13 protein-coding genes are annotated in these 11,936 nt (G+C 64.3%); 8 read left to right on the top strand and 5 right to left on the bottom strand.

Going from position 1 to position 11,936, the window contains the following annotated elements; all coding sequences use genetic code 11:
• Positions 1-9 precede the first annotated feature (9 nt).
• From WDM91_20070 to WDM91_20055, 4 genes are all read right to left on the bottom strand, one after another.
• Positions 10-387, bottom strand: coding sequence for a hypothetical protein (locus tag WDM91_20070; protein ID MEI9996901.1), 378 nt, complete (start codon positions 385-387; stop codon positions 10-12).
• A 31-nt stretch (positions 388-418) separates the two neighbouring features.
• Positions 419-934: a co-chaperone GroES gene (locus tag WDM91_20065; protein MEI9996900.1), complete on the bottom strand. Its 516-nt coding sequence runs from the start codon at positions 932-934 to the stop codon at positions 419-421.
• A gap of 240 nt (positions 935-1,174) precedes the next feature.
• The gene (locus WDM91_20060) at positions 1,175-1,660 is read right to left on the bottom strand and encodes an Hsp20/alpha crystallin family protein (GenBank protein ID MEI9996899.1); all 486 of its coding nucleotides are present in this window, start codon (positions 1,658-1,660) and stop codon (positions 1,175-1,177) included.
• 71 nt (positions 1,661-1,731) lie between these two features.
• Entirely contained in the window at positions 1,732-2,184 is a 453-nt protein-coding gene (locus tag WDM91_20055; protein ID MEI9996898.1) for an Hsp20 family protein, read from the bottom strand.
• Positions 2,185-2,497: 313 nt separating this feature from the next.
• On the opposite strand from WDM91_20055, the gene WDM91_20050 reads away from it, so the two are divergent.
• From WDM91_20050 to WDM91_20035, 4 genes are all read left to right on the top strand, one after another.
• Positions 2,498-3,043 (top strand): hypothetical protein, encoded by a 546-nt coding sequence (locus WDM91_20050; GenBank protein ID MEI9996897.1) that lies wholly within the window; start codon positions 2,498-2,500, stop codon positions 3,041-3,043.
• Positions 3,044-3,117: 74 nt separating this feature from the next.
• Positions 3,118-3,471, top strand: a complete 354-nt coding sequence (locus tag WDM91_20045) for a hypothetical protein (protein ID MEI9996896.1) — start codon at positions 3,118-3,120, stop codon at positions 3,469-3,471.
• An 8-nt stretch (positions 3,472-3,479) separates the two neighbouring features.
• Positions 3,480-4,109 carry a MarC family protein gene (locus tag WDM91_20040; protein ID MEI9996895.1) on the top strand — a complete coding sequence of 210 codons (630 nt, stop codon included), beginning with the start codon at positions 3,480-3,482 and terminating at the stop codon, positions 4,107-4,109.
• Between the two features lie 237 nt (positions 4,110-4,346).
• Positions 4,347-4,610 carry a hypothetical protein gene (locus WDM91_20035; GenBank protein MEI9996894.1) on the top strand — a complete coding sequence of 88 codons (264 nt, stop codon included), beginning with the start codon at positions 4,347-4,349 and terminating at the stop codon, positions 4,608-4,610.
• Between the two features lie 21 nt (positions 4,611-4,631).
• Here WDM91_20035 and WDM91_20030 read toward each other — a convergent pair whose 3' ends face one another.
• The gene (locus WDM91_20030) at positions 4,632-5,561 is read right to left on the bottom strand and encodes a cation diffusion facilitator family transporter (protein MEI9996893.1); all 930 of its coding nucleotides are present in this window, start codon (positions 5,559-5,561) and stop codon (positions 4,632-4,634) included.
• A gap of 230 nt (positions 5,562-5,791) precedes the next feature.
• On the opposite strand from WDM91_20030, the gene WDM91_20025 reads away from it, so the two are divergent.
• From WDM91_20025 to WDM91_20010, 4 genes are all read left to right on the top strand, one after another.
• Positions 5,792-6,181: a hypothetical protein gene (locus WDM91_20025; protein ID MEI9996892.1), complete on the top strand. Its 390-nt coding sequence runs from the start codon at positions 5,792-5,794 to the stop codon at positions 6,179-6,181.
• Between the two features lie 178 nt (positions 6,182-6,359).
• Positions 6,360-7,586 carry a TolC family protein gene (locus WDM91_20020; protein ID MEI9996891.1) on the top strand — a complete coding sequence of 409 codons (1,227 nt, stop codon included), beginning with the start codon at positions 6,360-6,362 and terminating at the stop codon, positions 7,584-7,586.
• Positions 7,583-8,539 carry an efflux RND transporter periplasmic adaptor subunit gene (locus tag WDM91_20015; GenBank protein ID MEI9996890.1) on the top strand — a complete coding sequence of 319 codons (957 nt, stop codon included), beginning with the start codon at positions 7,583-7,585 and terminating at the stop codon, positions 8,537-8,539. Before WDM91_20020 ends, WDM91_20015 begins: the two co-directional genes overlap by 4 nt.
• Positions 8,539-11,661 carry a CusA/CzcA family heavy metal efflux RND transporter gene (locus tag WDM91_20010; protein ID MEI9996889.1) on the top strand — a complete coding sequence of 1,041 codons (3,123 nt, stop codon included), beginning with the start codon at positions 8,539-8,541 and terminating at the stop codon, positions 11,659-11,661. Before WDM91_20015 ends, WDM91_20010 begins: the two co-directional genes overlap by 1 nt.
• Positions 11,662-11,936: the final 275 nt, after the last annotated feature.

Below are 11,936 nucleotides of genomic sequence, written 5' to 3'. Positions count from 1 at the left end.
GAATTATTATTACGGATTTGCGTTCGTCGTTTTCTCGCAAGAAAAGCTCGCGTAGTTTTCGCGCCGACCGGTCGAGAGCCGGTCGGCGGTCACGGCGCCGGTCTTTCCGTCGAGAACAAATTCCAGCGTCCCAAGAGCGCGCGGCATCGACCATTTGAGCGAGTCGCTCACCCGCTGCGCGGGGAGGGTGTGGATTCCCTGCGGTGCGATGAACGAACTCGGCGTCGGCTCCAGCGTGACGGTGGAGTTCTGTGGATCGGTGCGCAGATGAAACGCAGGCTCGTTCAGGATCGGATCCTTGCAGTCGAGCGCTTCCGCCTTTGCAGGTTGAATGGCCGCCACCGTCAAGAACAGAAGCGCCGCCACTGCCGTGATCAGCTTGTCCACCAATGCGCGCATCGCTTGCTCCTGAGGCTGGTCAAGCTTGCAGATGATGCGCCGTCGCGGTCCGCAAGGGCGAGGCGCGGTCTCTACCGGGCATTGTCAGGATCGTCGAAGCCCCGCGAGATGCGAGTGCTTCGTCTTGGATGTAGGACTTGCGGTCCAATTGCGTCAGCGCGTCCATGACTGCCGAGAACGTCACCGGAAAGGTCGTACCCGGCAGCATTCGCAAGGTCGGGAACGAGGGGACCGCGCAGGCGTCGGAGGCCCACTCGCAGAGAATGGAGCGCTTTTCTCCCATACTGAGGGATGGATCGTCGATCACCTCTTGCGGAAAGGCGAAGTGGCGCTCTGGCACGATAGTGCTGTCGCGAGGAAGCTTGTTCAGGATCGGGTCGGTCGCGACCAACTCGCGCCTGTTGTTGCGCGCGCCGGGACCGACGGAGACGACTTCGACTTCCTCCGTTTTTTCCTGCGCCGTGTCGGGGATGAAGATGCCGCCGGCGGTCTTCCGATCGGCCTCGATGCGGCGCACGACCACGCGGTCGTGCAAGGGACGGAATTGCATGCAGTCCTCCAATTGCAAAACAACGGTGTCCAGAGCCCGGCTCCGCGCCGGGCGATTTTCGATTTAGCGCGCCTCTTGGCACTTTCAAGAGTGGATTGCCAAAAAATTCCTCCGACAGTTATTCCAACGATTACAATATGTTAATCGGTAAGATGGCGTTCGGAACGGACGTATTACGGGCGTGCGGGTGGCACGCGAATATGTGGCGTGCCACCGACGCGGACGTCATTCGCGATTGATCGCGATGCGCTTGACGCTGCTCTGCGCCTCAGGCCGTTTCGACAGCGTGATCGTCAGCACGCCCTTGTTGAACGCGGCCTTGACCTTCTCGGGATCGACTTCCGCGCCCAGCTGGATCGAGCGGGCGAACTGCCCGTGCCAGCGCTCGCTGTAAACGGCGCCGTTGCTCTCGTGCTTCTTCTCGCCCCTGAGCGTCAGAATGCCGTCGCGCAACGTGATGTCGATGTCCTTCTCGTCTAGCCCGGGAAGCTCGGCCACGACCGTCACCTCCTTGTCGCCTTCGCTGACCTCGACGCTCGGCCAGCCCGCGGACCAGCCGCGCGCAAGCGGCGCATCGAAGTCGCGGAAGAAATCGTCGAACAGCCGGTTCACCTGCCGGTGCAGCGACAGGAACGAGCTGGGCTCGTCGGTGGAACGGTTGGCGGGCAACGCCGTTTCGCGTGCCCAGGGAATGAGACTGCGCATATTCATGGTCTTCTCCTTCATTGATGGGCGGGCGGCGCGCTCCGCGACGCCCGCCGATTTCGTCTTGCCGGTGCTGGTCAGGCCGCGCGCTTCGCAGCCGAAGCATTGGTCTCGCCGCCGATTGCGATGCGCCGCGGTTTCATCGCCTCGGGCAACTGGCGTTCGAGCTCGATGGTCAGCAATCCGTTGGCCAGTTTGGCCTCGCGAACCTGGACGTAGTCGGCGAGACCGAACTGCCGCGTGAAGGGCTGCCCGGCGATCCCCTGATGGAGGAACGTACCGCGCTTCGGCGCCTCGTCTTTCCGTCCCGTGACGGTCAGCCGGTTCTGTTCCTGCGTGACGCTCAGCTCGCTGTCGGCGAAACCGGCCACGGCCACCACGATGCGGTAGCGGTCCTCGCCGGCCTTTTCGATATTGTAGGGCGGATAGCTCTCGCCGGGATCACCCGGATTGCTCCGCAGCAGGTCGAGCATGCGCTCGAAGCCGATCGCCGACCGGCCGAAATTGGTGATGTCGATCGTGTCTCTCATAGCCACATCCTCCTTTCGAGCAACACGGATACGAGTTTCGTCCTGGAATAAGAACTGTCCGGACCCCACGACGGGCGTCCGGCGGGATTCGATCTAGAAGTCCGGCCGATCTCTTCAAGGTCTTTGCCGCAGAAAAATTCTGCGCCTGACATGAAAACTTCGGCGCTCCGACGCGTTGTTTTCAATTCGTCCGGCCACCGTCGACAGCGAACCCTTCAAAAATTTCACGGCGGAACAGACGCTTGGATCTTGAAGGTCCGATTTCCCGCGCTAGATTTCCGGCCGTCTGAAACCCAAAGCCAGGGAGACAGCCATGAAATCAATCCTTCCCGTCGTGGTGGCCGGCGCGGGCGCGCTGCTGCTAGCAGGGTCGGTTGCTTTGGCCGCCAGCCGTCCCGCCGTCCACGACATCACGATCCAGTTGCCAGATGGCGGCGTCGAGCATGTTCAGTATACAGGCGACATCGCGCCGAAGGTCGTCTTCGACGCGCAGCCGTTTGGGATGGTCGCGGCCGACTGGACGCCGTCCTTTGCGGCCTTCGATGCGCTGGACGCGGCGATGGACCGGCAGATGGAGGCGATGCTGCGGCAGGTCCGGGCGCTGCAAGCCGCGAACGGCGGTCCGAACGACGCGGTGCTGCGCGCTCTGCCGCCGGGCACCAGCAGCTATAGCAGGATCATGACCACGAACGGCGCGCGCTCCTGCGTCCGCACGATCCAGGTCCGTGCGCCCGAAAGCGGCGGCAAGCCGCAGGTCGTATCGCAGACGAGCGGCGATTGCGGCGACAGCGCCGCGGCAAGGCCGATCCAGGCCAAATGGAGCGCCGCGCCGGAAGCAAAGAACGGTTCAACGCTTTAATGCGCGTTGCGGGCCGGTTGCCGGCCCACTTCGCTCTTCCCAAGGAAAGGGGGGGGAGAAACCGGGAGGCTTCGATGTTCGACGAATGCAAAGATACAAAAACCAGGCCGCCCTGCCGGCCTTACACCGGCGACGACGACCTCGACCGGCTGTTGACGCCAGCGCGGTATTTCTCCCGCCCGAAAGACGTTCTGGCGGACGCGACGCTCTCGCTTTCGGAGAAGCGAGCCGTCCTTTCGTCCTGGGCGTCGGATGCATGTGCGGTCAAGTGCCTGCAGGACCTGCGGCTCGCCCCAGGCGGCTCGGTGCCGGTATCGTTCGACGCCATCGTGGATGCGCTGCAGCGTCTCGACGGCCTTCGGGACGCCGCGCTTCGCGCGCCGTTTGAGCGGCAGCGGGGCAGCGGCAGCCACAGCGCATCGGCGTGACGGTGGCGATGAGTCTTTCGCTCAGCCTTTGGTCGGCTTTTGTGACCCTGTTCGTCACGATCGGCCCGATCGAGACCGCGACGGTGTTCGCCAGCCTGACAACCGGGGTGCACCGATCGCGTCGCACGAGCCTCGCCGCGCGTTCGGTCAGCATTGCCGGCGTCATGCTGCTGCTGTTCGCACTTGGAGGCAATCTGCTGCTCGGCCTGCTGCATGTCACGCTCCCGGCTTTCCAGATCGCCGGCGGCATCCTGCTTTTTCTGCACGCGCTGACGCTGACCTTCGCGAGCCCCGGCCTGTCGTCCATCAGCGAAGGAGAGCATCGCGAGGCCGAACGTCCGGGCGACATTGCCGTTCTACCGCTGGCCTTTCCGATGATCGCCGGACCCGGAAGCCTTTCTGCTGTCGTTCTCCTGATGAGTCGTCTGGAACGCTGGTCGGACGAGCTTGCAGTGCTGGTCCTCCTCGCGGCCTGCCTGGCGCTAACCTTCGTCGCCATGCTTCTTGCGGACGTGCTCCAGCGCTGGCTGGGCCAGACCGGTTCGGACGTCGTAGGGCGTATTTCCGGCGTCCTGCTGGCCGCTCTCGCGGTTCAGTTCGTACTCGATGGGCTGCGCCAAAGCGGTCTTGTCCATTGAACGGTTCCCCCCCGCCAAGCCTCGAACCCACTGCGGGAGCGGCGTTTGAGGACAAGTCTGGTCCGCTGCGATCGCCTCATGCGTCCCGGCGATCCGGGCCGTCACCGGCAACAATATCGGCCGAAGGATTCCTGCGATATTTGCGTTTTGCCCCCTCGCGGGGCTTTCGCGGTCGAGCGCGAGAAGCGGGTCGCCAAGAACCTGACGAAGCCTCGCAAGTTGCGCTGAAAGTGCCGGTTGGTTGGTGTTCAGACTGGCCCGCCGCACGGGTACATTGGCTTCTTCGATGAGCGCATCGAGCGAAATCAGGGGATTGAGGTCGACGCCAGTGAGATCACCCACAGTTATATCATCCTGATCGATAGTTGCGCCGGCAATGACAAGCCCCCCCAAATCGCGCGCTTCCATCGGTTGAAGCTGCCATTTCTCGATCGGCTGCATGACGCCGGAGAGCGTGGATTACGTGCGCGCTCGCAGTGGTGCGAATTCCAGTTCAACTAACAGCGACCCTTTCCTGCTGTCTCAACTGACGTTGTCGCAGACGCCGCAGTCGGCATCCGTGCTCACTTCGATTTGTAGCGTTGTATGTTCGATGCCGAATGCGTGGCGCAATTCCTTGGCGATAGCGACGGTGAACGTATCACCAGGGTGTCTCCCTGGCATAACCAGATGGCAGGTCAATGCCGTTTCGGTGGTACTCATCGGCCAGATATGCAGGTCGTGAATGCGCGTGACGCCGGGCACTGTGCCGAGATAGGCGCGCACTTTCTCAGGGTCGATGCCGCTCGGCACGCCAGCGAGCGCCATGCTCACGGAATCGCGCAGCAGCCGCCACGTTCCCCAGAAGATGACGACGACCACGACAAGCGTCACAGCAGGGTCCAGCCATAGCCATCCGGTAAGGACGATGAGGCCGCCTGCGACCAGTACGCCGAACGACACCACCGCATCGGATAACATGTGGAGGAATGCGCCACGGACGTTGATGTCGCCTTTGCTGCCGGATGCGAATAGCCACGCGGAGATGCCATTGATGACGATGCCCGCCGCGGCGACGATCATGACGATTCCGCCCTGCACCGGAGCGGGATCGGAGAGGCGTTGAATGGCCTCCCAGGCAATACCGCCCAGCACCACCATCAAGAACACGGCATTGAAGAGCGCGGCGATGATGGACGAACCGCGCAAGCCATAGGTATAGCGCGTGGTCGCCGCACGGCGGGCAAGACCAGCCGCGCCCCAGGCAATAAGCAGACTCAATACGTCGCTGAGATTGTGCCCCGCATCGGCCAGCAAGGCGGTCGAGTGAGCGATGATACCGTAAGTGGCTTGCAAAACGACAATGCCGACATTCAACAGCGTCCCGAGCAGGAACATCGTGCCGAAGTCTTTTGGCGGCGCGTGATGATGACCGTGGTCGTGGTGATGGTGATGGTCGTGCTGGTCAGCCATTGCGCTCGCTCTGCGGTTAACATCCTCAGCATACAGCTTTCGAGGCACTGCGAATGACGGTGGTCGGCCACCATTTCAGCGATGCTGCAATCCCGCGCACGCCCCTGTTTTGTGCGGCGGATCATGCGATGCGACTCTGACATAAATCCGTTCTAGAAATACGGCGGGAGTTGGGCAATTTATCTTTCACCTTGACCCACTGTTGGCTTTAGGATTTAGGTTCGGGTGTCATGCAATCCACTGCTTCATTGTCCATGCGCAGCCTCTCGGACCGTTTGTCCGTGCAGGTGCTTGCCCTGCTCGGCATGCTGCTGGTGTTGCTGCTGGCGGCGCATGTCACGCAATGCGCCGATGAGACCGACAATCACGGCGTGGTCCGCTCAATGCGCAGCGCTGAACGGCTGATCGATTTCGTCTCCGTGCACCTGGAACTGGAGACCGACAGGGCCGCTGGAAGCGACGGAAAATCCCAAATCGATGCGGCGCTCGCCGTTGTCACGTTGCTGGTGCTGGCGATCTGCGCCGCGCTCTTCCAGCGCGCCGATGGCGCACCGCTGTTGCTGGCCACCGCGCGCAATACCGCGCTGGCGCACCGCAAACTCACCGCTTTGCTGATCTAACCGCCGTTTCGATGACGTTCGTCGGGCGCGCCTCCGCGCGCTCATTCGTCATTCATCGGCGCGCTCAACCCTCGTTGACGCGCAGCAACGGCACACCATGAATCGCAAATCACAATGCAGGTCTTTGACCTGGTTCATTCAACGTGCAGCGCTTGGAGCATGGCTATGCGTCTCGCCGATGGCGTCGGCCAGCGCGGCGGCTCCGCAGGCTCCCGGCACGCCGGCCTTGACCGTCCGCGAAGCGGTGCAGCGCGCGCTCGCAGCGTCGCCGCGCCTCGATGCGGCGCGTGCGGGGGTCGCGGCGGCGGCGGGCACGGAATTGCAAAGCCATCTGCTGCCCAATCCCGAACTCTCGGTCGAGGCGGAGAACATCATCGGCACCGGCCCCTATCGCGGCCTGTCGGGTTCCGAGTTCACCTACGGCGTCGCGCAGCTTATCGAACTCGGCGGCAAACGAGACGCGCGCCAGCAGGCAGCCGCCGCCAATCGCCGTGCGGCCGAGACCGAACTCAGCGCCGCGCAACTCGACCTCGTGCGCGATGTCACGCTGGCCTATATGGATGCCGTCGCCGCCGAAGAGGGCGTGCGGCTGGCCAAAGACCTCGAAGGCACGGCGCGCAGCGTTTTTGCCGATGTGTCGCGCCGCGTCGCCGCCGCGCGCGATCCGCTGTTTCAGCGCAGCCGCGCCGAAATGGCGCTGACCAATGCCACCATTGCGCGCCAGCGCGCCGAATCGGCGTTGGTGACGGCGCGGCAGAAACTCGGCCGCTATTGGGGCGAGCCCATCGTGACGGAGTCGCTGGCAGGCAATGTGTTCTTCGTGGCGCAAGCACCGGATGCGCTGGCCGACTATGAGGCCAAGCTGAAGGACGCGCCGGACCTCGTGCGGTTTGCGCGGTTGCGGGACGCGCGCGAAGCCGATCTTGCGCTTGCGCGCGCCGGCGCGGTGCCGGACGTTCGGGCCAGCCTCGGCGTCCGCCAATTCGCAGGCCGCGATGCCGCGCTGGTGGCAGGAGTCTCCATCCCGATCCCGGTCTTCAACGAGAACGAGGGCGAGATCGCGCGCGCAGGCGCGGAAGTCACGCGCATTTCGAGCGAGCGGCGGCAGGCCGAACTGGAACGCTCGCAACAGCTCGTGGATGCCTTGGGCCGCTGGAAGAGCGCCTTTGCCGAGATCAAATCCCTGAAAGACGCCGCGCTGCCGCAAGCCCAGCGCGCCTTCACGCTGGCTCTGGCCGGCTACCGCGTCGGCGGCTTTCAATATCTCGACGTGCTGGACACCCAGCGCGCGCTGTTCGAGACGCGCGGCGCGCTCAACGCGGCCCTGACGCGGCTGCATGCGGCACGCATCGAAGTGGAGCGCCTGACGGCGCTTGGTTCCTCCGACATTACAGGTTCGCCATGAATATATTTCGCGCATACAGACCGTGGGTCTGGCTCACGGTCGCCGCTATCGCGGCACTGATCGTGTTGCTGGTGGTAGTGCGTCCTTGGCGCGAGGATGCGGCCACCGCCGAGCAAGCCGCGCCCGTGCAGGCGCCGCCGAACGAAGTGGCGATGAGCGCCGGGATGGCGCGCGATTCCGGCATTACTATCGAGACGGCTGGCCCGGCCGCCATCGGCGAGACGGTCACCCTTTACGGCACCATCAAGCCCAATGCCGAGCGCGAGCAAGAACTGCGCGCGCGCTATCCCGGCGTGGTCCGGTCGGTCACCAAGCGGCCCGGCGAAACGGTGGCGCGCGGCGAGACGCTGGTCACCGTGGAATCGAATGAGAGTTTGCAGACCTACGGCATTCCGTCGCCGATCGCGGGCAGCGTCCTCGAACGTCACGCAAACCCCGGCGAGTCGGTCGGCAGCGACACGGTGCTGATGAAGGTCGCCGATCTCGGCACGGTGTGGGCCGAGTTTGCGGTGTTTGCACACGACCTCGGCCGGGTGCGTCCGGGATTGAAGGTGCGGGTCAGTGGTTCGGACGCCGGACAGGTGGCGCACAGCACGATTGCCTATGTTGCGCCGGCCGGCAGCGCCGACAGCCAGACGGTTGCGGCCCGCGCGGTGCTCGACAATGCCGATGGCCGCTGGGTGGCCGGGGAATTCGCGACGGCGGACGTCGTGCTCTCCGAGGTGTTGGCCCCGGTCGCCGTCAATCCTGCCGCCCTTCAGAACGTCCATGGCAAAGTGGTGGTATTCGTGCGGACCGCGCAAGGATTTGAGGCGCACGCGGTGACGATCGGCAAACGGTCGGGCGATGCGGTGGAGGTGACGCAAGGCCTGCGCGCCGGCGAGCGCTACGCGTCGGCCAACAGTTACATCATCAAGGCCGACCTCCTCAAAGGCGAAGCGGAGGAGGAATAGTGATCGACCGCATCATCAAGGGCGCCATCGCCTATCGCTGGCTGGTCATGGCGGCGGTGCTGGGCTTCGTGGCCTTCGGCATCTACGAATACCGCCGGCTTGCCATCGACGCGGTGCCGGACATCACCAATACGCAGGTGCAGATCAACACGACGGCGCCGGGCTATTCCCCGGCCGAAGTCGAGCAGCGCGTGACCTTCCTTATCGAGACGGCGATGGCCGGCATTCCGCATTTGAGCTACACGCGCTCGACCTCGGCCTATGCGCTGTCGCAAGTCACCATCGTCTTCGAGGACGGCACCGACGTCTATTTCACCCGCCAGCTCGTCAATGAGCGGCTGCAGGAGGTGCGCAGCCAGCTTCCTGCGGGTGTCGAGCCCGAGATCGGTCCGGTCTCGACCGGCCTCGGCGAAATCTATCTCTACACCGTCAATGCCCGGCCCGACGCGCGCAAGCCGGACGGCGCGGCGTACACGCCGACGGATCTGCGCGCCATCCAGGACTGGATCATCCGGCCGCAATTGCGGCAGGTGGCGGGTGTCTCCGAAGTGAACTCGATCGGCGGCTACGCCAAGCAATATCAGGTCGCACCGGACCCGGCGCGGCTGCTCGCCTTCAAGGTTACGCTGTCGGATTTGATCGCGGCGCTGCAAGCCAACAACCTCAATGTCGGCGCAGGCTATATCGAGCGCAATGGCGAGCAATATCTTGTGCGCGTGCCCGGCCAGCTTGCCGACGAAGAGGCGATCCGCCGGGCGGTCATCGCCACGCGCGATAACGTGCCGATCACGGTAAGCGACGTGGCCACGGTCGGCATCGGCAGGGAGCTGCGCACGGGTGCCGCGACGCAGGACGATCACGAAACGGTCCTCGGCACGGCGATGATGCTCATCGGCGAGAATAGCCGCGTGGTGAGCGAGCGCGTTGCCGCGCGGCTTGCCGACATCAACAAGCGACTGCCGCCCGGCGTGACGGCGACACCGATCTACGACCGCACGGTGCTGGTCAACAAGACCATCGAAACGGTGCAAAAGAACCTGCTGGAAGGCGCGGTGCTGGTCATCGTCGTGCTGTTCCTGTTTCTGGGAAACCTGCGTGCCGCTTTGCTGTCCGCCGCCGTCATTCCGCTTTCGTTGTTCGCGACGTTCACCGCGATGGTGGAGGGCGGGGTCAGCGGCAATCTGATGAGCCTCGGCGCGCTGGATTTCGGGCTGATCGTCGATGGGGCACTTATCATCGTCGAGAACTGCATGTTCCGGCTGGCGCAAGCACAGCACGAACATGACCGGCTGCTGACGAAGGGCGAGCGCTTCGACACGGTATTCCATGCCACGCGGGAGGTGTTCCGCCCCAGCCTGGTCAGTGTCGTGGTCATCGTGCTGGTGAATCTGCCGATCTTCGCGCTGTCGGGCGTCGAGGGAAAGATGTTTCACCCGATGGCCTTTGCCGTGGTCGCCGCGCTGGTCGGCGCGCTGATCTTCTCCATCACCTTCGTCCCGGCCGCCTGCGCCTTGCTGCTCAGCGGCAGAATCAAGGAGAAGGACAACTGGCTCGTGGCCGGGGCCAAGCGCCTTTATGAGCCGCTGCTCACCCGCGTGCTGCGCGTCCGCCGCCTGGTCGTCGCGGCGGCAGTGATCCTTGTCGTGCTCTGCGGCGTCCTTGCCGCGCGCATGGGCGCGGAGTTCATTCCGAACCTCGATGAAGGCGATCTGGCGATCGAGACGGTGCGCCCCGTCAGCACGGGCATCGAAACGGCGGTGGCCATGCAGCGCCAGCTCAACCGGACGCTGGGCAGGCTGCCGGAAGTGCTGACGGTGTTCGCCCGCAACGGCACGGCGGAAGTGGCGACCGATTTGATGCCGCCCGGCCGTTCCGACACCTATGTGATGCTCAAACCCAGCAAGGATTGGCCGGACCCGAGCAAGCCCAAGGCGCAGCTGGTTCGCGAGATCGAGACGGCGGCGCATACGGTGCCGGGCACGGTGTATGGCTTCAGCCAGCCGATCCAGCTTCGGTTCAACGAGCTGATCTCCGGCGTGCGCAGCGATGTTGCGCTGAAAATCTTCGGCGACGATCTCGACGAGCTGGTGCGGCTTGCCGCCCAGGGACAGCGCATTCTGGCCGCCATCCCCGGCGCGCAGGACGTGAAGACCGAGCAAGCCTCGGGCCTGCCGCTGCTCACCATCGCGCCGCGGCGTATCGCATTGGCGCGGTACGGCTTGAGCGTCGCAAATGTGCAGGACGTGGTTGCCGCCGCGCTGGGCGGCAAGGAGACCGGCCTTATCTATGAGGGCGATGCGCGTTATCCGCTCGAAGTGCGCTTGCCAGAGCAGATGCGTACCGACCCGGACTTGCTGAGGCGCCTGCCGCTGGCACGGCCGAATGGCGGCTATGTGCCGCTGGCGGAAGTCGCAGATATACGATCGAGCGAAGGACCCAACCAGGTCAGCCGCGAGAACGGCAAGCGCTTTATCGTGGTGATGGCCAATGTGCGCGGCCGCGATCTGGCCGGTTTCGTCAACGATGCGCGCAAGCAGGTGAGCGACAAGCTCCAGCTGCCGCCCGGCTACTATGTCTCGTATGGCGGCACCTTCGAGCAGTTGGCTTCGGCGTCCGAGCGCCTGACCGTGCTGGTGCCGCTGGCGCTGTTGCTCATCCTCGGGCTGCTGATCCTGACGTTCGGCTCACTGAAAGACGCGCTGCTCGTGTTTTCCGGCGTGCCGCTGGCACTGACGGGTGGCGTGCTTGCGCTTCTGCTGCGCGGCATCCCGCTGTCGATCACGGCCGGAGTGGGGTTCATCACCCTCTGCGGCGTGTCGGTGCTGACCGGCGTGGTGATGGTCTCCTATATCCGCGATCTGGTCCGCGAGGGACTTCCCGTCGATCAGGCCATCATCCAGGGCGCGCTGACTCGGCTGCGCCCCATCCTGATGATCGGCCTGGTCGCCTCGCTGGGCTTCCTGCCGATGGCGCTCAATACGAGTACGGGCGCCGAGGTGCAGCGTCCGCTGGCCACCGTCGTCATCGGCGGCATCGTTTCGGCGACGCTGCTGTCCCTGTTCGTGCTGCCGGCCCTCTACCGGATGTTTCACCGGGAGGAGCCGACCAACGAGGCGGGCTAAGCACGCAACCGAGGGGGTGGCCGGGAAGAGGCAACCGGCGCGTGACGCGTGGCTGCCACGACCAAGCGTTCTGTCGTGAGCAGATCTGTCCCCTGACGATTGCCGTCTGATGTCCTCGCCAAAGCTCGCGGTCATAGCGGAATATCCTGCAACGGGGGGAGCCATGTGATTCAGATAGCTGCGCCGGCGCCATAGTTGTTTCGGCATTGCACCGGACTTGAGAGCCGGGGCCTCAGAGGCCGTCTGTCTGCGTCACGCGGATTTCTCCCGCAAAA

Origin of the sequence: Rhizomicrobium sp. (genome assembly GCA_037200385.1) — a bacterium.
In the GTDB taxonomy this organism is placed as follows: Bacteria; Pseudomonadota; Alphaproteobacteria; order Micropepsales; family Micropepsaceae; genus Rhizomicrobium.
Note: the sequence above shows the minus strand (reverse complement) of the source record. Positions and strands in the feature narration are given on the sequence as shown.

What these genes read in the sequence shown, in the direction of transcription:
- WDM91_20055 (MEI9996898.1), bottom strand. Translation starts at nt 2,184, where the DNA reads ATGAGAGACACGATCGACATCACCAATTTCGGCCGGTCGGCGATCGGC.
- WDM91_20020 (MEI9996891.1), top strand. Translation starts at nt 6,360, where the DNA reads ATGGCGTCGGCCAGCGCGGCGGCTCCGCAGGCTCCCGGCACGCCGGCC.
- WDM91_20030 (MEI9996893.1), bottom strand. Translation starts at nt 5,561, where the DNA reads ATGGCTGACCAGCACGACCATCACCATCACCACGACCACGGTCATCAT.
- WDM91_20040 (MEI9996895.1), top strand. Translation starts at nt 3,480, where the DNA reads ATGAGTCTTTCGCTCAGCCTTTGGTCGGCTTTTGTGACCCTGTTCGTC.
- WDM91_20060 (MEI9996899.1), bottom strand. Translation starts at nt 1,660, where the DNA reads ATGAATATGCGCAGTCTCATTCCCTGGGCACGCGAAACGGCGTTGCCC.
- WDM91_20050 (MEI9996897.1), top strand. Translation starts at nt 2,498, where the DNA reads ATGAAATCAATCCTTCCCGTCGTGGTGGCCGGCGCGGGCGCGCTGCTG.
- WDM91_20025 (MEI9996892.1), top strand. Translation starts at nt 5,792, where the DNA reads ATGCAATCCACTGCTTCATTGTCCATGCGCAGCCTCTCGGACCGTTTG.
- WDM91_20045 (MEI9996896.1), top strand. Translation starts at nt 3,118, where the DNA reads ATGTTCGACGAATGCAAAGATACAAAAACCAGGCCGCCCTGCCGGCCT.
- WDM91_20015 (MEI9996890.1), top strand. Translation starts at nt 7,583, where the DNA reads ATGAATATATTTCGCGCATACAGACCGTGGGTCTGGCTCACGGTCGCC.